At 64.3% G+C, this 19204-nt stretch carries 21 protein-coding genes; 15 read left to right on the plus strand and 6 right to left on the minus strand.

Annotated features, from left to right (window positions below):
- Positions 1 to 20 precede the first annotated feature (20 nt).
- The 3 genes from ACHIRB_RS24835 to purH are packed head-to-tail and all read left to right on the plus strand — an operon-like array spanning position 21 to position 3728.
- A complete protein-coding gene (locus ACHIRB_RS24835) occupies positions 21 to 1475 on the plus strand; it encodes a cell division protein PerM (RefSeq protein WP_395113262.1) in 1455 nt (484 codons plus the stop codon).
- Positions 1476 to 1534: 59 nt separating this feature from the next.
- Complete coding sequence (purN, locus tag ACHIRB_RS24840) at positions 1535 to 2182, plus strand: phosphoribosylglycinamide formyltransferase (protein ID WP_395113278.1); 648 nt, start codon at positions 1535 to 1537, stop codon at positions 2180 to 2182.
- A complete protein-coding gene (purH, locus tag ACHIRB_RS24845) occupies positions 2175 to 3728 on the plus strand; it encodes a bifunctional phosphoribosylaminoimidazolecarboxamide formyltransferase/IMP cyclohydrolase (protein ID WP_395125888.1) in 1554 nt (517 codons plus the stop codon). Before purN ends, purH begins: the two co-directional genes overlap by 8 nt.
- Positions 3729 to 3802: 74 nt before the next feature.
- Here purH and ACHIRB_RS24850 read toward each other — a convergent pair whose 3' ends face one another.
- Both ACHIRB_RS24850 and ACHIRB_RS24855 read right to left on the minus strand, forming a co-directional pair.
- Positions 3803 to 4672 (minus strand): endonuclease domain-containing protein, encoded by an 870-nt coding sequence (locus ACHIRB_RS24850; protein WP_395125887.1) that lies wholly within the window; start codon positions 4670 to 4672, stop codon positions 3803 to 3805.
- 128 nt (positions 4673 to 4800) lie between these two features.
- Entirely contained in the window at positions 4801 to 5376 is a 576-nt protein-coding gene (locus tag ACHIRB_RS24855) for a DUF4126 domain-containing protein (protein ID WP_199705449.1), read from the minus strand.
- 68 nt (positions 5377 to 5444) lie between these two features.
- On the opposite strand from ACHIRB_RS24855, the gene ACHIRB_RS24860 reads away from it, so the two are divergent.
- The 3 genes from ACHIRB_RS24860 (at position 5445) to ACHIRB_RS24870 (ending at position 9578) form a co-directional block, all read left to right on the plus strand.
- Positions 5445 to 6830, plus strand: coding sequence for an ATP-binding protein (locus tag ACHIRB_RS24860; RefSeq protein ID WP_395113259.1), 1386 nt, complete (start codon positions 5445 to 5447; stop codon positions 6828 to 6830).
- Positions 6830 to 8764 carry a vWA domain-containing protein gene (locus tag ACHIRB_RS24865; RefSeq protein WP_395125886.1) on the plus strand — a complete coding sequence of 645 codons (1935 nt, stop codon included), beginning with the start codon at positions 6830 to 6832 and terminating at the stop codon, positions 8762 to 8764. The genes ACHIRB_RS24860 and ACHIRB_RS24865 overlap by 1 nt, the downstream gene beginning before the upstream one ends.
- A 256-nt stretch (positions 8765 to 9020) precedes the next feature.
- Positions 9021 to 9578, plus strand: a complete 558-nt coding sequence (locus ACHIRB_RS24870) for a LysM peptidoglycan-binding domain-containing protein (RefSeq protein WP_395125885.1) — start codon at positions 9021 to 9023, stop codon at positions 9576 to 9578.
- 68 nt (positions 9579 to 9646) lie between these two features.
- On the opposite strand, the gene rpsR is transcribed toward ACHIRB_RS24870, so the two are convergent.
- The 4 genes from rpsR to rpmB are packed head-to-tail and all read right to left on the minus strand — an operon-like array spanning position 9647 to position 10625.
- The gene (rpsR, locus tag ACHIRB_RS24875; RefSeq protein WP_199705445.1) at positions 9647 to 9907 is read right to left on the minus strand and encodes a 30S ribosomal protein S18; all 261 of its coding nucleotides are present in this window, start codon (positions 9905 to 9907) and stop codon (positions 9647 to 9649) included.
- A gap of 10 nt (positions 9908 to 9917) precedes the next feature.
- The gene (gene rpsN, locus ACHIRB_RS24880) at positions 9918 to 10223 is read right to left on the minus strand and encodes a 30S ribosomal protein S14 (protein ID WP_199705444.1); all 306 of its coding nucleotides are present in this window, start codon (positions 10221 to 10223) and stop codon (positions 9918 to 9920) included.
- A 1-nt stretch (position 10224) separates the two neighbouring features.
- Positions 10225 to 10389 (minus strand): 50S ribosomal protein L33, encoded by a 165-nt coding sequence (rpmG, locus tag ACHIRB_RS24885; RefSeq protein WP_395113256.1) that lies wholly within the window; start codon positions 10387 to 10389, stop codon positions 10225 to 10227.
- Positions 10389 to 10625, minus strand: a complete 237-nt coding sequence (rpmB, locus tag ACHIRB_RS24890; RefSeq protein WP_395113255.1) for a 50S ribosomal protein L28 — start codon at positions 10623 to 10625, stop codon at positions 10389 to 10391. The genes rpmG and rpmB overlap by 1 nt, the downstream gene beginning before the upstream one ends.
- Before the next feature lie 190 nt (positions 10626 to 10815).
- Between rpmB and mrf the strand changes: the two genes are divergently transcribed.
- The 9 genes from mrf (at position 10816) to ACHIRB_RS24935 (ending at position 19004) form a co-directional block, all read left to right on the plus strand.
- The gene (mrf, locus tag ACHIRB_RS24895) at positions 10816 to 12069 is read left to right on the plus strand and encodes a ribosome hibernation factor-recruiting GTPase MRF (RefSeq protein WP_395125884.1); all 1254 of its coding nucleotides are present in this window, start codon (positions 10816 to 10818) and stop codon (positions 12067 to 12069) included.
- Positions 12066 to 12329 carry a type B 50S ribosomal protein L31 gene (locus ACHIRB_RS24900; protein WP_395113253.1) on the plus strand — a complete coding sequence of 88 codons (264 nt, stop codon included), beginning with the start codon at positions 12066 to 12068 and terminating at the stop codon, positions 12327 to 12329. The genes mrf and ACHIRB_RS24900 overlap by 4 nt, the downstream gene beginning before the upstream one ends.
- Positions 12316 to 12492 carry a 50S ribosomal protein L32 gene (rpmF, locus tag ACHIRB_RS24905; protein WP_395113252.1) on the plus strand — a complete coding sequence of 59 codons (177 nt, stop codon included), beginning with the start codon at positions 12316 to 12318 and terminating at the stop codon, positions 12490 to 12492. Before ACHIRB_RS24900 ends, rpmF begins: the two co-directional genes overlap by 14 nt.
- A gap of 21 nt (positions 12493 to 12513) precedes the next feature.
- Complete coding sequence (locus ACHIRB_RS24910; protein WP_395125883.1) at positions 12514 to 13125, plus strand: trimeric intracellular cation channel family protein; 612 nt, start codon at positions 12514 to 12516, stop codon at positions 13123 to 13125.
- A 96-nt stretch (positions 13126 to 13221) separates the two neighbouring features.
- Complete coding sequence (locus ACHIRB_RS24915) at positions 13222 to 13908, plus strand: response regulator transcription factor (protein WP_395125882.1); 687 nt, start codon at positions 13222 to 13224, stop codon at positions 13906 to 13908.
- Positions 13909 to 14041: 133 nt separating this feature from the next.
- Positions 14042 to 15439, plus strand: coding sequence for a HAMP domain-containing sensor histidine kinase (locus tag ACHIRB_RS24920; RefSeq protein ID WP_395113277.1), 1398 nt, complete (start codon positions 14042 to 14044; stop codon positions 15437 to 15439).
- A 202-nt stretch (positions 15440 to 15641) separates the two neighbouring features.
- Positions 15642 to 17090 (plus strand): S1C family serine protease, encoded by a 1449-nt coding sequence (locus tag ACHIRB_RS24925; RefSeq protein WP_395125881.1) that lies wholly within the window; start codon positions 15642 to 15644, stop codon positions 17088 to 17090.
- Between the two features lie 80 nt (positions 17091 to 17170).
- Positions 17171 to 17668 carry a MogA/MoaB family molybdenum cofactor biosynthesis protein gene (locus ACHIRB_RS24930; protein WP_395113249.1) on the plus strand — a complete coding sequence of 166 codons (498 nt, stop codon included), beginning with the start codon at positions 17171 to 17173 and terminating at the stop codon, positions 17666 to 17668.
- A gap of 688 nt (positions 17669 to 18356) precedes the next feature.
- Positions 18357 to 19004, plus strand: coding sequence for an MspA family porin (locus ACHIRB_RS24935; RefSeq protein ID WP_395113248.1), 648 nt, complete (start codon positions 18357 to 18359; stop codon positions 19002 to 19004).
- Positions 19005 to 19204 lie beyond the last annotated feature (200 nt).

The following is a 19204-nucleotide window of genomic DNA, read 5'->3' on the forward strand; positions in this document are numbered from 1 at the left end:
GAAGTGTCACCCTCGGAGGGATGAGTGCTCTGCTTGATTCGACAACGCGCAAGAACGACACGCGATCCGGCAGTCGGGCGCCTGCACAGCCAGCCCTGACGCCCGACCTCGCGAAACGTCTGCTGCTTGTAGCCTTTCGCCCGACCGTCGTCGTTCTGACGCTGATCTCCGCGATCATTCTCGTCACTCTCGTGACGGCCAACAGCGACCTCACCGGCACGGCAGGTGCGATCGCTGCCACGTGGCTCGGCGTCCACCAGGTCGGTCCGACGATCGGCAGCACGGCCATCGGAGTGCTGCCCCTGCTGCCGACTTTCGGTCTGCTGTGGATGGTCGTCCGCGGATGCAGCGCCGCAATCGAACCGCTGACTTCGCGACGTGAAATCGGCTGGATCGTCGGTGCCGCGGTCGGTGGCCCGTTCGTCGTGACCGTCGTCTGCTTGGCGGTCATCAAGGACGCGTCCGCAGTCATCTCACTCCAGTCGCCGAACACTCTCGCCGCGTTCGCCTGGGTTGTGTTGCTGCATCTCGGTGCGGCCGCGCTCGGCGTTGCAACCGCACGGTGGCGCTACCTCGTCGTGTCCGCGCAGGTGCCGAGTTGGGTTATCGCGGGCACGACCGCCGGTTTGCACGCGATTCGTCGTCTACTCGTGTCTGCGGCCGTTGTCACCGTTGTTTCGCTGCTCGCGTCGTGGTCGACGATGCTCGATTTGCTGCACACCTCCGATGGCTTCGTCGGCGGGCTCGGCATGAGTTTGCTGTCATTGGCGTATCTGCCGAACGTCGTCGTCGGAGTCGGTGCGGTCGTCGTCGGGGCCACTGCCAACATCGGTGTAGCGTCGATCAGCCTTTTCGGTGTGGTCGGTGGACCCGTCCCCGGGCTACCCGTCCTCGCCGCGGTGCCGACCGGAACCGCGCAGCCATGGTGGCCTGCGTTGCTGGTCGTTCCGATATACGTCGCAGTGCAACTCGGACGCGAGTGCGCCGCGGCGAAGACGGATCGGACTGCAGCGGCGCAAGCTGCGCTGGCGGGCGGTCTCGGCGTGGGAGTCGTTTTCGGTCTCCTCGCCTTCGCTGCCGGCGGCGAACTCGGAACGTTCGGACACGTCGGCGCTCAGGCATTTGCCGCGGGCGCGGCCGTTGCGGGCTGGTTGGCGTTGCTCGGATCTGCGTCGGCATTCGTCGTCGGTCGAAACGGAACTGCCGCAGCCGAGCGTAAGAGCCGACGCGAGGACGAGGTTCGTGTCGTCGCGGAGCCTGTCGCCATCGACGTCGAAATTGTCGAGGACGACGCTCAGTTGGCCGTCGAGTCCGGCGACGCCGCAGCGAACAACGACAGCGACATCGTGGAAGCCGAAGCAGTGGATGCCGAAGGCGATGCCGCCGACGCCGAGGTCGGCGAGGTCGGCGATGCCGATGTTGTCGACGCCGAAGTTGTGGACCTGCCCGAGGCTGCCCCAGGTACCGCCGACTAGGCTCTCTACCGGTCGGAATACCGACCCTGACCGTTACCGATGCAGCCAGGAGTAGAGCGCTGACCACCTCGGGTGAACCAATCCGGCTGCCGTCGACGGCGCCCGCGCGAGTTGTCGTGTTGGCATCCGGAACCGGAACGCTGCTGCGGTCTCTGCTCGAGGCCGCGAGCAGTTCGACCTATCCCGCTGACATCGTCGCGGTCGGTGTCGACAGAACCTGCCCGGCAACGGACTTCGCCGACGCCGCCGGCGTAGCCCATTTCAAGGTTGCACTTCGCGAGCACGCGGGCCGCGCCGAATGGGATGTCGCGCTGACGAAGGCCGTCGACCGACACAATCCGGACCTCGTCGTCACAGCTGGCTTCATGAAGATCCTCGGGCCGACGTTCCTGTCGACGTTCGGCGGCCGGATCATCAACACTCACCCCGCGCTGCTGCCGTCGTTTCCTGGCGCGCACGGGGTGCCCGATGCGCTGGCCTACGGGGTGAAACTCACCGGTGCCACAGTGCATCTGGTGGATTCCGGCGTCGATACGGGACCGATCCTGGCTCAGGAAGGCGTTGCGGTCCTTCCCGACGACGACGAAGCGAGCCTGCACGAGCGAATCAAGGTGGTCGAACGTCGACTACTGGCGGAGGTCGTCGCCGCCGTTGCCGTAAGAGGTGTCATCTCCGATGGACGAAAGGCCGAGATTCCAAGTGAGTGAACGCAAGGCTGTCAGCCGTGCACTGGTCAGCGTGTACGACAAGTCCGGGCTGGTAGAGCTCGCAACCGGTTTGCGCGCCGCAGGTGTCGAACTTGTCTCGACCGGGTCGACGGCCGCGACCATCGCGGGCGCCGGAATTCCGGTGACGAAGGTCGAAGACCTGACCGGATTCCCCGAGACTTTGGATGGGCGCGTCAAGACGCTGCATCCCAGGGTCCACGCTGGCATCCTCGCTGACACCCGCAAGGAGGAACATCTCGATCAGCTGACCGAACTCGGGGTCGAGGCCTTCCAGCTCGTTGTCGTGAACCTGTATCCGTTCACCGAAACCGTTGCCTCGGGAGCCTCACCGGACGAGTGCGTCGAGCAGATCGACATCGGCGGTCCGTCGATGGTGCGTGCCGCCGCGAAGAATCATCCGTCCGTCGCGGTCGTCGTCGATCCGGCGCGATACGACGACGTGCTGACCGCTGTGTCGGGCGGTGGCTTCACCCTCGCCGAGCGAACTGCTCTGGCCGCGCAGGCATTTCAGCACACGGCGACCTACGACGTCGCTGTCGCTAGCTGGATGTCCAACGTCCTCGTCGCCGATCCGCAAGGCTTCCCGGCGTGGCTCGGTGGCACGTGGGATCGCTCGGCCGTGCTGCGTTACGGTGAGAACCCGCATCAGGCTGCGGCGCTGTACAAGTCGGGCCACGGTGCCGACGGTCTCGCGCAGGCCCAGCAGTTGCACGGCAAGGAAATGTCTTACAACAACTACACCGATGCCGACGCCGCGTGGCGTGCGGCGTTCGATCATTCGGCACCGGCAGTGGCAATCATCAAGCACGCCAACCCATGTGGCATCGCGATCGCCGACGACATCGCCGACGCCCACCGCAAGGCGCACGCGTGCGATCCGGTCAGTGCGTTCGGTGGGGTGATCGCCGCGAACCGCGAGATCACCGTCGAGATGGCCGAGCAGGTCGCCGAGATCTTCACCGAGGTCATCATCGCTCCGGCCTACGCGGATGGTGCGGTGGAAGTGTTGCAGCGCAAGAAGAACATTCGAGTTCTGCTCGCCCATCCACCCGTCCACGGTGGTGCCGAACTTCGCCCGATCTCGGGTGGCGCGCTGCTGCAGCAACGCGACATCATCGACGCCGAAGGTGACGATCCCGCGAACTGGACTCTTGCAGTCGGTCCTGGCGCGGACGAAGCAACGCTCGCAGACCTCGAATTCGCTTGGCGCGCATGCCGGGCCGTGAAGTCGAACGCGATCCTGCTAGCGCACGACGGCGCGTCGGTCGGCGTCGGAATGGGACAGGTCAACAGGGTCGACGCCGCGCACCTCGCCGTGCAGCGTGCGGGCGATCGAACGAAAGGTTCGGTCGGGGCGTCGGATGCGTTCTTCCCCTTCCCCGACGGTCTGGAAGTGCTTGCCGCAGCTGGTGTTCGGGCCATCGTGCAGCCGGGTGGGTCGGTCCGCGACGACCTCGTCATCGAGGCCGCACGCGAGGCAGGCGTGACGATGTATCTCACCGGGGCTCGTCACTTCGCGCACTGACTCCTTTGCTGAGTGTGCACTTGCTGTCGCTTTTCACGCCTCTCGCGACAACAGGTGCACACTCGACGCGGTTTCTAGACGGGTGCTCCCGCTTCGCGTAGCTTCTGGCGAGCCTTTTCGACGATTTCGTGTGGTTTCATCCGAAGTCGCTTCGAGCTGACGTGAATCACTTTCCAGCCCAGGCGTTCCAGTAGTTCGGATCGCTCGTGATCCCATGCCCGCTGCTCTTCGTCCGTCCAGTGCTGAACGCCGTCGTATTCGACGAGCACACGCCACCGCTCCCAGCCGAGGTCGGCGCGCGCAACAACACGTCCGTATTCGTCGACGATCGGAATCTGCGTCGTCGGCCGTGGCAGTCCGGCACGAACGAGCAAGAGTCGAGTCCGCGTTTCCTGCGGTGATTCGGCTCCGCCGTCGACGAGTTCGATTGCCGCACGCAGCGAGACGATCCCACGGGTGCCCGGGTGACGCTCGGCAACGTCCGAGATCTGTTCGGGCTGGAGCCCTGTCGCTCGGCACAGAGCGTCGATAGTCGCTATCGCGGTGTCGAGAGGTAGTCGCCGACCCAGGTCGTAGGCTGTCCGTGCCGGCGTGGACGCCAATCTGCCTGCGAACAAACCGAATTCGTCGGGCTCCAGGGCATCGCCGTGCACGATCGTGCGAGGTGGCGGACGTCGACTACCCGTTCGGAACGCTTCGGCGGGTGCGTTCGGATCGATCCAGAGCGCGCCATGGATCGCTGCCGCAGAGAGCCCAGCCAGGATGCCATCGTCACCTGCCCAGATCGCTGCAGCGTGAGCTCTGACGAGTGCATCGACGGTGACGCCTTTGCAGACGTAGACGTCCCGGAGCAGGCGCGTGCAATCGACGCGAAGTTGCCTTTTAGTGACCGCACCAGCAGCGACGGCGGCGCTACCGAGAAACGGCCGATCGAATTCCCCCATCGGAGCAGACTGCTACCGAATCCCGTGTGGTCAAAACCCTCTATCCACAGGCTGTGTATAGCTTCTGACGAGTGTGCACTTTTCGTCGCTCGATCCGGCTCGGACGAGACGTAAGTGCACACTCGGCGCTAGGCGGGGGACGGTTTACGGCGAAACCGTGTGGTCAGCCGCCAGACTCCCCAGATGAGCAGGCCGAGAAGCACCGGCACCAGGATCGGCAGCAGCATCGCGATCAGCGACAGCACGAACGAGACGATGTCTTCCAGTACCGAGATGACGGGATTTGCGACCCCCGCCGTACCGACGGTGCTCGCGCCACGCAGGCTGGTCTGCGCACCGCTGATCGCGAGTGCGGTCGGAGCGCCGATGATCAGGCCCGCGATCGCCGCCGTCGACGGATCGAGCGAGGCGAACACCGCCCCCGCTGCAATGACGGCGGCTATCGGTCGGGTGACGTTACCGACGACGGACAGGACGTTGTCGACGACCGGGATCAGGTCGGCGAGCAGTTCGACAACCGTCGCGATCGCCAGCGCAACCAAGGCTCCGGTCGAGCCGACCCAGTCGAACGACGAATTGAGATCGATGCCGAGCAGTTCGAAATGCGCTGCACCGCTCAGCATCAGTAGGGGTAGGAAGGTGCGAAAACCGCTGGCTGCAGCCAGTCCGAGGCCGAGCAACGCTGGTAGGACCCAGGTCTCCATGGTCCGATCCTATGACGGGGGTCGGTGCTCCAGTGGCCGCCTTGGAAGAACACTCGTAACGTGAGGAGGTGACTCACGCCAACACCAAGCCCGCGACACTCGGCGAGCTGCGTGCCTCTGGGCATGCGCAACTGTCCGTCAAGCAAGAGATTCGAACGAACCTCATCGCTGCACTGCGCGACGGTAGGGATCCGTGGCCGGGAATCGTCGGGTTCGAGGACACCGTGCTGCCCCGTTTGGAGCGAGCGCTGATCGCAGGCCATGACGTCGTCCTACTCGGCGAGCGGGGCCAGGGTAAGACGCGACTTCTGCGAACCCTGAACCTGCTGCTCGACGAGTGGACCCCGGTCATCGCGGGCAGTGAACTCGGCGAACATCCCTACGATCCGATCACGCCTGCCTCGATTCGACGGTCGGCAGAACTCGGCGACGACCTGCCGATCGAATGGCGGCATCGCAGCGAACGGTATGCGGAGAAGTTGGCGACGCCGGATACCAGCGTTGCCGACCTCGTCGGTGACGTCGATCCGGTGAAGGTCGCCGAAGGTCGCAGCCTGGGCGATCCGGAGACGATCCACTTCGGACTCGTTCCGCGTGCGCACCGAGGCATCGTCGCCATCAACGAGCTGCCCGACCTCGCCGAGCGGATTCAGGTGTCGCTGCTGAACGTGATGGAGGAGCGGGATATTCAGGTCCGCGGTTACACCTTGCGGCTACCTTTGGACGTCCTGTTGGTCGCGAGCGCGAACCCCGAGGATTACACGAATCGCGGCCGTATCATCACTCCACTCAAGGACCGTTTCGGCGCCGAGATCCGTACCCACTATCCACGGCTGCTGAGCGACGAGATCGCAGTCGTTCATCAGGAAGCACACCTCGAAGCGACCGTCCCGGAATATCTGCTGGAGGTGCTGGCGCGGTTCACTCGACTGCTGCGCGAATCGACGGCGATCGATCAGCGGTCGGGTGTGTCGGCTCGTTTCGCCGTTGCTGCCGCCGAAACCGTGGCGGCGTCGGCGGTGCATCGCAGTGTCGTGCTCAGCGAGGCCGACCCGGTTGCGCGTCCGGTCGATCTCGGCACGGTCATCGAGGTCCTGCGCGGCAAGATCGAGTTCGAATCCGGCGAGGAAGGTCGGGAGATCGAGGTTCTCGAGCATCTGCTGCGTCGCGCGACGGCAGACACCGCGCGCGAACGTCTCGGTGGGATCGACCTTGCCACGCTGGTGAGTGCGGTCGAACTCGGCGATCCGGTTGTGACTGGCGAGCGGGTCACGGCCAAAGCGCTCCTGGCCGAACTACCCGACCTCGACATTCTCGAAGTGGTCGCGAAGAGGCTGCACGCCGAATCCGACGGTGAACGCGCAGCGGCGGCCGAGTTCGCGCTGGAGGGCTTGTATCTGGCTCGTCGCATCAGCAAGATCGCGAGCGACGACGGGCAGCTGGTGTACGGCTGATGCGGGATTCGCGGTACACGCCGTACGACGGTAGCGATCCACTCGCACCGCCGGTGGACCTGCGCGATGCGCTCGAGGCGATCGGTAACGATGTCATGAGCGGCAGTTCGCCGCGACATGCGTTGCGCGAGTTGCTTCGTCGCGGTACCGGCAACATGCGGGGTCTCGACGACCTCGCGATGAAGGCCGCGAAGAGACGACGAGAGATGTTGCAGCGCAGCAATCTCGACGGAACGCTCGAAGAGGTTCGCAAGCTGCTCGACCGTGCGGTGTTGGAGGAACGCAAGGCGCTTGCCCGCGCGCTCGACGACGATGCACGGTTCGCCGAAATGCAGCTCGCCGAGCTTCCTGGATCGACTGCCAAAGCGGTACAAGAACTTTCGGACTACGAGTGGCGCAGCTCCGAAGCCCGCGCGGAGTACGACAAGATTCGCGATCTGCTCGAGCGAGAGTTGCTCGACCAACGTTTCGCCGGGATGAAACAGGCGTTGGAGAACGCGTCGGACGAGGACCGGCAGCGGACCGCCGACATGCTCGACGACCTCAACAATCTGCTCGACGCACATGCGCAGGGCACAGACACCCAAGAGCAGTTCGACGAGTTCATGGACCGCCACGGTGAGTTCTTTCCCGACAATCCGACCAACGTCGAGGAGTTACTCGATTCGCTCGCAGCACGTGCTGCCGCGGCGCAGCGGCTCAGGAACTCGCTGACCCCTGACCAACGTGCCGAGCTGGATGCGTTGTCGCAGCAGGCCTTCGGTAGTCCGTCGCTGCTGGATCAGTTGGGTCGCCTCGATCAGCATCTGCAGTCGGCGCGGCCGGGGGAGGATTGGGAGGGTTCGGAGCGCTTCCGTGGTGAGCAGGGCATGGGACTCGGCGAAGGGACGGCAGCGCTGCAGGAGATCGCCGAACTCGAAGAGCTGGGCGATCAACTCGCGCAACAACATGCGGGTGCTCAACTCGACGACATCGATCTCGATGCGTTGGCTCGGCACCTCGGCGACGAAGCCGCCGCGGATGTGAAAACCCTCGCGGAGTTGGAGAAAGCGTTGCAGCAGCAAGGTTTTCTCGACAAAGGTGCCGACGGGCAGTGGCGGCTCTCGCCGAAGGCGATGCGACGGCTCGGCGAATCGGCGTTGCGCGATGTTGCGGGCAGCTTGTCTGGTCGACGCGGCGAACGCGACACGCGCAAAGCCGGCGCGATGGGGGAGCCGACGGGCGCGAGCAGGGAGTGGGCCTTCGGCGATACCGAACCGTGGGACGTGACGAGGACGATCACCAATGCAGTGCTGCGGCAGCCGGGCGCGATACCCGTCCGTTTGCAGGTGTCCGATGTCGAGGTCTCCGAAACCGAACAGCGTGCGCAAGCCGTTGTCGCGTTGCTCGTCGACACGTCGTTCTCGATGGTGATGGAGGGCAGGTGGGTACCGATGAAGCGGACCGCACTCGCGCTCAATCATCTGGTGAGCACGCGGTTCCGCGGTGACGACCTGCAGTTGATCGGGTTCGGTCGCAATGCGAGGACCTTGACCGCCTCGGAATTGGCAGGTCTCGACGGCGCTTACGAGCAGGGCACCAACCTGCATCACGCGCTGATGCTTGCGGGTCGGCATCTGCGTCGTAATCCGAATGCGCAGCCAGTCGTCTTGATCGTCACCGATGGCGAGCCGACAGCGCACCTCGAACCGGACGGCTACGCGCATTTCGACTACCCGCCGAGCATGCGGACCCTCGGTCTGACGATCAAGGAACTCGATCTGCTGGCCCGGCTCGGTGCGCAGGTGACCTTCTTCCGGCTCGGTGACGACCCGGGCCTGGCACGCTTCGTGGATCGGATGGCGCGGCGTGCGGGCGGTCGTGTGGTCGCCCCCGATCTCGATGGTCTCGGGGCAGCAGTTGTCAGCGATTACATGAGGCTGCGACGGAAATAGCGACACGGTGGCGAACACGCCAGCAATCCAGCCGCTATTTGTACTGGGGTGGTCAGGTGTCTGTAACTGCAAGTTCGCAGGTCGGCTGATATCGGGTCGAGCGGCGGGAGTGAACATTCTTTGAATTGGTGAACTTAACCCGGGCGCGCCGCGCCCCGGCGCAGTAGTGTTCGGCGTCGGTGCAAGCTACGCAGCAGGTTCGGCGCAGTTGCACCAAAGTATCCATAAGAGACAAATCCTCCGAAAGGGGAACCACGTGGCGGACACTTTGCAGGCGGGTAGCGGCCTCGACCGTGGCCAGTCGATCAACAACGGTGCGTACGCGCTGACGCTGCAGGACGACGGCAATCTCGTGCTGTCCGAAGACGGCAACGCGGTGTGGGCCAGTGAGACCAACGGGTCGGGCGCCGTCCGTGCGACGTTGCAGGACGATGGCAACTTCGTGCTGTACAACGACGCCAACGAGCCCAAGTGGGCATCGGAGACCAGCGGAAACAGTGGCGCCAAGCTGACGCTGCAGGCCGACCGCAACGTCGTGCTCTATGGTGCCGAGGGCAATGTCCTCTGGGCGTCGGGTACCAACGTCGAGGCAGCCGAAGCACCGGCCGAGCCCGAGCCCGCACCGGTCGAGGCCCCCGCACCTCCGCCGCTGCCGCCGGCCCCTCGCACCTACACGGTCGAGCCTGGCGACACCCTGTGGGCAATCTCCGAGAAGTTCTACGGTGATGGCAACCGCTACCAGGAAATCGCGAACGCAAGTGGTGTCGACAACCCGGATCTGATCAACCCGGGACAGGTCCTCACCATCCCGTGATTCGCTGACAGCACAACGGCCGCGCAACCCAGCTGGGTTGTGCGGCCGTTGTCGTTCGGTGGCAGGGGTCAGCGACTGCTGCTGGTGAACGGCAGCAACGCCATCTCCCGAGCGTTCTTCACAGCTACCGCGACTTGCCGCTGTTGTTGCGGGGTGAGCCCGGTGACGCGGCGGCTGCGAATCTTGCCGCGGTCGGAGATGAAGGTGCGCAGCAGGTTGATGTCCTTGTAGTCGACAGTCTCGACACCGGCGGAGATCAGTGGATTCTTCTTCGGCTTGCGGCCCTCGTCTGCGCGAGTCTTCTTGGAGGGTGCTCGTTTCACTGCCATGATCTGCTCCTCACCAACTCGATTTGTGGACGCCGGGAAGTTCCCCTCGGTGGGCCATTTCGCGAACGCGAATTCGGGAAAGGCCGAACTTCCGAAGGTAGCCGCGAGGACGTCCATCCGCCGCGTCTCGATTGCGCAATCGTACTGGATTTGCGTCCCTCGGAAGCCGCTGCAGAGCGGATTGTGCGGCTCTACGCTCGTCGTCGCTGCTGCTCGGCCTGCGGATGATGTCCTTGAGTTCGGTCCGGCGCTCGGCGAAGCGGGCGACCACCAATTTTCGTTGCTCGTTGCGAGCGATCTTCGATTTCTTGGCCATGTCAGCGCTCTTCCCTGAAGTCGACGTGTTTGCGCACGACCGGGTCGAACTTGCGTAGAACCATACGGTCGGGGTCGTTGCGCCGGTTCTTCCTCGTGACGTAGGTGTACCCCGTCCCTGCCGTCGACTTCAGCTTGATGATCGGCCGAATCTCGTTGCGGGCCATCAGATTTTCTCCCCTCGACTGCGTATGCGAGCTACGACCGCGTCGATACCGTCGCGGTCTATCGTCTTGATGCCCTTCGTCGAGACGATGAGGGTGACTCGACGACCTTCACTCGGCACGAAGTAGGTCTTGCGTTGAATGTTCGGGTTCCAGCGGCGGCTGGTCCGTTTGTGCGAGTGCGATACGGATTTCCCGAACCCTGGCACCCGTCCGGTGACTTGGCAGTGCGCCGACATCGGTCTTGCCTCTCGTGAACTGTGCGATTGCGGTTATGACAATCGTTTTCGACAACGTGTTGGATTCACGGTACATTCCCTCCTGTCGTAATGACAATCGTTGTCGATTAACCCTGGAGTCAGGGGTCCCCATCCGACTGCCGACGGCGGCGAGGGGCCCCTGATACCGAACCTTGGAGGTGGCTTGACCGTGAGCGCGACCGATCGCAGAACGCCGGTAGTCCTGGTGGCAGGTTGGGCAGGCGCCACCGCGGCGACAGCTCGATCCCTGCTCGACGCCAGGACCGTCGTCGTTCGCCATGATCTGGCCGAGGTCACCGAGGGGGTCGTCCGCCGAACGGTCACCACGTACGACGGACGCCGCGAATCGATCCTCGAGCTCGCACACGGCTGCGTGTCGTGCACACTGCGCGAGGATCTGCTTCCACTGCTGCGCAGGCTCGGCCGGCAAAGCAGGGTCGACCGCATCGTACTCGAACTCGACCGCACACTAGAACCCGAAGCGCTGTGCTGGGCGATCGAGAATGTCGAGATCACCGGCGTCGTAGGGCAATTGGACGGTCCCGCCGCTCGCGACGTCAGGATCGACGCCGTACTGACGTGCGTCGACGCCGCCGGTTGGCTTGTCGACGCGACAGGTGACGACACCCTCGCCGACCGTGGTGTGCTGGCAAGCATCGACGACGACCGGACTGTCGCGCAGCTCGTCGTCGGACAGGTCGACTACGCCGACGCGCTCGTCATCAGCGGCAGTCCGGCGGACGCGTGGCACCAGGCGAAGTTGCTTGCGATCCTGCGGCGACTCGCACCCGGCGCGCCGATCACCTGGGTTCCTGCCGGGGCGACACCCGACGCTGCCGCACTGCTCGGACACGTACCGGCAGACGCGCGACGCGGTGCCGTCTTCGACGCGCACGGTCCTTTGCTGCGTGGTCAACCGTCGCTCGACACCGACTGCGGCGTCACGATCGTCGAATTCAGCGCGACCCGCCCCTTTCACCCCGGCAGGTTGCACGAGGCGGTCGACGTGCTGCTCGACGGTGTCGTCAGCGCCCGCGGCCGAGTTTGGGTCGCGACGCAACCCGACGAAGCGCTCTGGCTCGAATCAGCGGGTGGCGGTCTTCGCGTTGCCAGTGCCGGTACCTGGCTCGCCGCCATGTCACCCGCCGAACAGGCAGCAGCCGACCCGGCGCGGGTTGCCATGGCCGCGATGCGCTGGGACGAACGATTCGGCGACCGCGACACCTCGATGATCGCGCTCGTGCACTCCGCCGACCCGTCCGATATCGCCAGGGCGTTGCAGTGGGCGCTGGTCACCGACGACGAACTCGCCGACGAGAAAACCTGGCAGGACTGGGCCGATCCATTCGGCCAATGGCACGAAGATCCATGCGAGACAAGCGAATCGCCGTATTCGGAAAGCAATCGAGAGGAACAGGCATGAAACAGGGCATTCACCCCGACTACCATCCGGTGGTCTTCCAGGACGCGGGTACGGGGACCCGGTTCCTCACCCGTTCGACCATCACCAGCGAGCGCACCGTCGACTGGTCCGACGGCAACACCTACCCCCTCGTGATCGTCGACGTCACCGCGGAATCGCACCCGTTCTGGACCGGTGCGCAGCGGATCATGGACACCGCGGGACGCGTCGAGAAGTTCGAGCGCAAGTACGGACGGAGGCGTCCCCATGGCAGTTCCTAAGCGGAAGATGTCGCGGTCGAACACCCGCAGCCGCCGATCGCAGTGGAAGGCCAACAACCCCGCACTCGTCGAGGTCCGCGTCGGGGGTGTCGCGCACAAGGTGCCACGCAGGCTGGTGAAGGCCGTCGAACTCGGGTTGGTCGACTTGGACCGGCTCACCTGACGCCCGGCATACGCTGACCCGGTGCTGCTGCAGATCCTCAACCTCGTCGGCATAGTTGCCTTTGCGGCATCGGGTGCGCTCGTCGGCGTCCGCAAGCAACTCGACATCTTCGGAATCTGCGTCGTCGGCGCCACCACGGGCATCGGTGGCGGCATCCTGCGCGACCTCCTGCTCGGGGTGCATCCACCCGACTCGCTGTCGAAATGGCCGAACATCACCGCGTCGGTCGCGACGTCGTTGGTCGTCTTCTTCGCCCACCCCGTCCTCGACCGAATCTGGAGTGCCGTAGTCCTTTTCGACGCGCTCGGGATGGGACTGTTCGCGGCGGGTGGGGCGACAGTCGCACTGCAGCACGGGTCGGGTGCCCTCGGCGGAGTGTTGATCGGTGCAACCGCCGCGATCGGCGGTGGTGTGATCCGCGACATGCTCGTCAACGAGGTGCCGCTGCTCCTGCACCGCGACCTCTACGCACTACCCGCCCTGCTCGGCGCTCTGCTCGTCGTCGTCTGCGAAAGCGTCGACCTGCCGCAAGGTATCTCGCTGATCGCAGGGACGGTCGCGGCGACCGGGCTACGCTGCCTCGCACTATGGCAGCGCTGGCAACTACCGCGTGCGGGGGTGAACGACGAGTGACCGTGATCCACACTCGACCGGTGACATTTCCCCCTCGCTCCGCTCGACCGGGCATGTTCTCAGACATATCTCAGTAGCGCAGTACACACTGTTGACATGCGCATATTGGTTGTCGACGACGATCGGGCGGTGCGGGAGTCACTGCGCCGCTCGCTGACGTTCAACGGCTATACCGTCGACCTCGCAGTCGACGGCGTCGATGCACTCCACCAAACGAACGCTTCTCGCCCTGACGCGCTGGTCCTCGACGTGATGATGCCGAAGCTCGACGGGCTGGAAGTGTGCCGACGACTCCGCAGCACAGGCGACGACCTGCCGATTCTGGTGCTGACGGCCCGTGATTCGGTATCCGAACGAGTCGCCGGACTCGACGCGGGTGCCGACGACTACCTCCCGAAACCGTTCGCACTCGAAGAGCTGCTCGCGCGGCTACGCGCACTGCTGCGCCGCGCAGCACCGGACGCAGGTATCGATTCGGAGGCAATGCAATTCGCGGACCTCGGGCTCGATCCGGTCACTCGTGAGGTCACCAGAGGCACTCGATCGATCAGCCTGACCCGCACCGAGTTCTCGCTGCTCGAGATGTTGCTCGCCAATCCACGTCGAGTCCTCACCCGCAGCCGCATCCTCGAGGAGGTGTGGGGCTACGACTTCCCGACCTCGGGGAACGCGCTCGAGGTCTACGTCGGATACCTGCGCCGCAAGACCGAAGCAGACGGCGAACCGCGGCTCATCCACACCGTCCGCGGCGTCGGCTACGTCCTTCGGGAGACCCCACCGTGAGGTCGATCGAACAGTGAGATTCACCCCACACTCGATCTCCGACCGTCGGTCCGGAGTCGACCCACAGCAGCTCCTCGGTCTGCCCGAAGGTTTCGCGGGTCCCGGCGCGCCCGCTCGCGCAGGATCGACCGAGATGCGTCCCCCGATGCCGCTCACGCGGTCGGTGTCGCTGCGCTGGCGCGTGACGTTGCTTGCCGCGTCCGTTGTGGCGATCGCCGTTGCCGTCATGGCGATCGCGGCGTACGCGGTCGTCGCACGGGCGCTCTACGCCGACGTCGACTCGCAACTGCGCACCCGCGCCGCGACGCTCATCGACAACAACCTCGATGCACTCGACGTTCGGTACGTAGCCGTCGCGACGTACTACTCGAAAGACATCAGCGTCGCCCTGATCTTCCCCGACCTCAACGTCTACATGCCGCCGGGATCGAACGCCCCGATCGGTGCCGACGAGATGGCAGTGGCCAAGGGCGAACAGGAGTTTTCGCTACACACCGTCGACGGGCAACGCGTGATGACCGCCCGGACCAACACCGGTAGCACCCTGGTGATCGCGCAGCGGTTGGAGCCGACGGGTGCCGTGCTCGACAGGCTCGCGTGGGTCCTGTTCGTCGTCGGCGGCTGCGGAGTCGTCCTTGCCGCCGTCGCGGGTACCGCTGTCGGCAGAACCGGTCTCAGACCGATCGGTCGTCTCACCGCGGCCGCGGAAAGAGTTGCGCGGACCGACGATCTGACCCCGATACCGGTTACCGGTAACGACGAATTGGCAAGGCTGACAGAGAGTTTCAACACCATGCTGCGTGCGCTCGCCGAGTCGCGCGATCGCCAGAGTCGACTCGTCGCCGACGCGGGCCACGAACTGCGCACGCCGCTGACCTCGCTGCGGACCAACATGGAACTGCTGATCGCATCGTCCAAGCCTGGGGCACCGAGCATTCCGGCAGACGACATGGCCGAGCTACGTCTCGACGTCATGGCGCAGATCGAGGAATTGTCCACGCTCGTAGGCGATTTGGTCGACCTCGCTCGCGAGGACGCACCGGAGACGGTCTACGAGCGGGTCGACATGGGCGACGTGATCGAGCGAGCGCTCGAACGCGCTCGCAGGCGCCGCAACGAGATCGAGTTCACCGCCGAACTGTCGCCGTGGTTCGTCTACGGCCACGAGGCCGGGCTGCAGCGCGCCGTGCTCAACGTCCTCGACAACGCGGCAAAATGGAGTCCCCCCGGCGAGCAGGTTCGTGCGGTCATGCGGCGAATCGGCGACGGACTGCTCGAGTTCACCGTCGACGACGCTGGACCCGGCATACCGCCAGCCGAACGCGAACTCGTCTTCGAGCGGTTCTATCGAACGATGGCGTCACGATCGATGCCGGGGTCCGGTCTCGGACTCGCGATCGTGCGGCAGGTCGTCGTCAAGCACGGCGGCACGATCGCAATCGACACCTCCGAGCGTGGTGGCGCACTGATCCGCATCGTGCTGCCTGGCGAAATCGATCCCGACGACCTGATCGCCGACGAGGACAGCTGAAGTCGAGGGGGTCGGCAAGTCGATGGGGTCGGCAGTGTCGGTGGCGGCCTCAGAGTCTCGGCAAACTGATAGGTCGGTCTCAGTTCCTTCTCAGCAGCACCAGACAGGCTTGGCAGCAGACAACAGAGGGTACTGCTCGGACAACGGCATTTGGGTCGACGAGTAAGTAGATCGAGAACACGCAACAACGAAAGCAGGGTCGATGACCGACGATCGGACGGGTGACGGGTTCTCCGGCGGTGACGCCTCAGCGGACCGCCAGCGCTTCGAACAGCAGGGTGGCTACCCGCAGCCGAACACGCCGGCGACCGGGTACGACAGCTACCAGCAGCACACGAACACCGGTGGCTACGAGCAGCCGCGCGGGGGCTGCCAGCAGAACTACCGGCCCACCGAGCAGATCCCCGCTGCGTACCAGCAGCACGATTCGCAGTATCGGGCGCCGTTTCAGACCGGCCAGCAACACATCGGACCACAGCAGACCGGGCCACAGCACACCGGACATCAGCAGATCCCCGCGCAGGGCAAGCGCAGGTCGGGCAGGGCCGGAATGTTTGCGGGCGCCTTGGCGCTGGCACTGGTCAGCGGCGGCGTAGGCGGTGCGGTCGGCGTGCTTGCGACCGATTCCGACTCCTCGCCGTCCGCGGCTTCTGCCGCGACCAACGCCCTCGACGTTCCCAAGTCCGGAACGAGCCCGGCGATCAACGTCCCCGCCGGCTCCGTCCAGGCTGTTGCGGACAAGGTCTTGCCGAGCGTGGTCATGATCAAGATCGCGGGCGACCGACAAGAAGGCGAAGGGTCGGGCGTCGTCCTGTCCAACGACGGCCTCATCCTCACCAACAATCACGTCGCGACGGGTGCCGGCCCTGACGGCAAACTGACCGTCGCGTTCGCCGACGGCTCGCAAGCTGCCGCCAAGCTCGTAGGCGCGGACCCCGTCGCGGACATCGCGGTCGTCAAGGTCGACGGTAAGACGGACCTGCGGCCGATCGAACTCGGTGACTCCAACGCGCTGCAGGTCGGCCAGCAGGTCGTGGCTATCGGGTCACCGCTCGGGCTGGCAGGAACGGTGACGACGGGCATCGTGTCGTCGCTCAATCGTCCGGTCTCGACCAGTGGTGAATCCGGCAACCAGAACACGGTGATCGACGCCGTTCAGACCGACGCTGCGATCAACCCCGGTAATTCGGGCGGGGCTCTCGTCGACATGAACGGCAAGCTGATCGGCATCAACACCGCCATTGCGACGCTCGGTGGGGGACAGGGTAAGGAAACGCAGAGCGGGTCCATCGGCCTCGGCTTCGCCATACCGGTCGACAACGCGCGCCGGATCGCCGACGAACTGATCAAGACAGGCAAGGCGACGCACGCGTTGATCGGATTGCAGGTGCCATCGGCGGACGACGCCAACGGTGCTCGCGTCATGGAGGTCACCAAGGGCGGCGCTGCAGAAAAAGCCGGAATCCCGAAGGGTGCCGTGATCACCAAGGTCGACGATCGGCGCATCGACGCCGGTGACGCATTGATCGCGGCCATCCGTTCGCACTCTCCCGGAGACAAAGTTCAGATCACCTACACCGACGATCGCGGTGGAAACGAAAAGTCCGTCGAGGTCACACTCGACGAGGCACCAGCAGAAGGCGGCCGATGATGCGGATCTCTCAACCCACCCGAATGACGATCTCCGGGCAGTTCGATACCCGAAACAGCGGTGCTACTACGGTAGGCATCATGGAAATCGATGCCCCGGTCGCAGGCCGCGCACTCGTAGTCATCGTCGACGACAAGACCGCCCATCGCGGTTCGTCCAACAGCACAGGACCGCTGGTCACGGAGCTGCTCGACGAGGCAGGCTTCCTCGTCGACGCGACGGTCGTAGTCGCCGCCGATGAGGTGGAAATCCGCAACGCACTCAACACCGCCGTCATCGGTGGCGTCGACCTGGTGATATCGGTCGGAGGCACTGGAGTTTCGCCCCGCGACGTGACTCCCGACGCGACTGCCGACGTTCTCGACCGCGAATTGCTCGGCATCAGCGAGGCGATTCGGTCCTCCGGATTGGCGGCAGGCGCCCTCGATGCCGGGTTGTCGCGTGGACTCGTCGGGGTATCCGGAAGCACTCTGGTCGTAAATCTTGCCGGTTCGCGTGCGGCAATTCGCGACGGTATGGCTACGTTGACGCCACTAGCAACCCATGTAATCGGGGAACTCTCCGGCTTGGCCGAGTAGTTATAACGCTGGATAGCAGTTATCCGCAGTAGCAAAAACGGAGAAAACAATTTCCGAAAATAGCGACGTCGATCGACCGGAGGATGCCACGCGTCCTCCGGTCGATCGCGCTTTGTTAGCGAAGGTATTCGGAGATGTACTGCCCGACGTGACGCGCGACGAGCGAAACGACGGCGACGAACCGCGTTCGGGCGACGGCGACGATTGGCTACGCAGTCAGATTCCCCCGCATCACGGCTGACCGTGCGATTTCAGCGGACGGATTTTCGGCTTTTGTTGCTTTTAGCGTCGTAATGTGTACAGCAGGTGAACTTGCAGGTAAAAGTGTTGATCAAGATCACTCCAAGTCGGTTACGTACCGTGAAGACGGCGTGCTCGACTTCCAATGTGATGTAGATCACACCTAGCCCTGATGTCGTCGCGTTGCCTCGTTGTTATACGACCGTTAGTGTCCCTCTCGAGTCAGTACTGAGATATCTGGAGGGCTGATGAGCGTTCCTGCGCATCGGTCACAGTGGGATCAGGCTCGATCTCGCTGTACAGCGTTTGCGACGAGTTTGCGGGAAGTAACCTTTTCGTAATCTTTCGCCGTAATACTTTCGCTGGCCCCCAAGGGACCACTCGCCAGCCTCGAGAGTCGTGGTTGGGGCCGCACTCGGTGCGGCATCAAATGAACGGATGAGGGTAAATGACGGATATTCGTACGCCGCGGCGTCGCCGCGGATTGGGTTTCGTTCGGGGCATGGCGCTCGCAACTGTTGCCGCCGCCGCTTTGGCGCTCGGTAACAGCGGCGCTGCGTCCGCCGCCATCGACGGCTCCAACAGCGTTGTCGACTTCAATGGCAACCGCATCGAAGCAATTACAGCGGACACGTTCATTCAGTTCGTGCCGCCGCTCGATGGCAACCCGCTCACTCGTGAGTGGTTCCACAACGGTCGCGCAGCATTCAAGGTCGAAGGGCCCGACGCCGAAGACTTCGAAGGCACGATCACCATCGGCTACCAGGTCGGCTACCCGGCTACCTTCGACGGCAGCATCAACTTCGGCTGGAACCCTGAAGTAGAAATCGAGGTCGGTGGCGACTCGATCACTCCGACCATCGGCGACATCATCCCGCTTCCGGGCTTCGACATGGAGGTCGGCTTCGGCCCCGGCATCGTTGACGTCCCGGCCGCAGAAGGCGACATCTCCGGCACAGAAGGCGACATCGCGCTCTCCAACTTCCAGGGCACCGTCACCGGCGTCCTCGGCGTCACGAGCATCCGCCCGTACGTCAAGGTTGTCAGCGCAGCGGGGGACACGGTCGTAGCATACGGCCCGATCTTCCGTAACTGATCGGCTAGCTCCACCACATAAGTACTCCCTGTGCCCGACCGGGAAACCGGTCGGGCACAGGTGTTTTCAGGTGTCGACGTAATCGAGTGGGATTGCTCCCGATTCCAAGTGCAAACACGGCAGTAAGACAATAAGAGTGGCTCTTTTGCTCTAACCGTGGGTCTTTCGGCCGGGTAGTTGGGGTCGGGCTCCGCCGAGGC

It is taken from the genome of Antrihabitans spumae (assembly GCF_043944905.1).
Taxonomy (GTDB): Bacteria; Actinomycetota; Actinomycetes; order Mycobacteriales; family Mycobacteriaceae; genus Antrihabitans; species Antrihabitans spumae.

Excerpts from the sequence above, each read along its gene's own strand:
- ACHIRB_RS24835 (WP_395113262.1), top strand. The coding sequence starts at position 21 with ATGAGTGCTCTGCTTGATTCGACAACGCGCAAGAACGACACGCGATCC.
- ACHIRB_RS24850 (WP_395125887.1), bottom strand. The coding sequence starts at position 4,672 with ATGGGGGAATTCGATCGGCCGTTTCTCGGTAGCGCCGCCGTCGCTGCT.
- ACHIRB_RS24855 (WP_199705449.1), bottom strand. The coding sequence starts at position 5,376 with ATGGAGACCTGGGTCCTACCAGCGTTGCTCGGCCTCGGACTGGCTGCA.
- ACHIRB_RS24865 (WP_395125886.1), top strand. The coding sequence starts at position 6,830 with ATGCGGGATTCGCGGTACACGCCGTACGACGGTAGCGATCCACTCGCA.
- rpsR (WP_199705445.1), bottom strand. The coding sequence starts at position 9,907 with ATGGCAGTGAAACGAGCACCCTCCAAGAAGACTCGCGCAGACGAGGGC.
- rpsN (WP_199705444.1), bottom strand. The coding sequence starts at position 10,223 with ATGGCCAAGAAATCGAAGATCGCTCGCAACGAGCAACGAAAATTGGTG.
- rpmG (WP_395113256.1), bottom strand. The coding sequence starts at position 10,389 with ATGGCCCGCAACGAGATTCGGCCGATCATCAAGCTGAAGTCGACGGCA.
- rpmB (WP_395113255.1), bottom strand. The coding sequence starts at position 10,625 with ATGTCGGCGCACTGCCAAGTCACCGGACGGGTGCCAGGGTTCGGGAAA.
- ACHIRB_RS24900 (WP_395113253.1), top strand. The coding sequence starts at position 12,066 with ATGAAACAGGGCATTCACCCCGACTACCATCCGGTGGTCTTCCAGGAC.
- rpmF (WP_395113252.1), top strand. The coding sequence starts at position 12,316 with ATGGCAGTTCCTAAGCGGAAGATGTCGCGGTCGAACACCCGCAGCCGC.
- ACHIRB_RS24915 (WP_395125882.1), top strand. The coding sequence starts at position 13,222 with ATGCGCATATTGGTTGTCGACGACGATCGGGCGGTGCGGGAGTCACTG.
- ACHIRB_RS24920 (WP_395113277.1), top strand. The coding sequence starts at position 14,042 with ATGCGTCCCCCGATGCCGCTCACGCGGTCGGTGTCGCTGCGCTGGCGC.
- ACHIRB_RS24925 (WP_395125881.1), top strand. The coding sequence starts at position 15,642 with ATGACCGACGATCGGACGGGTGACGGGTTCTCCGGCGGTGACGCCTCA.
- ACHIRB_RS24930 (WP_395113249.1), top strand. The coding sequence starts at position 17,171 with ATGGAAATCGATGCCCCGGTCGCAGGCCGCGCACTCGTAGTCATCGTC.
- ACHIRB_RS24935 (WP_395113248.1), top strand. The coding sequence starts at position 18,357 with ATGACGGATATTCGTACGCCGCGGCGTCGCCGCGGATTGGGTTTCGTT.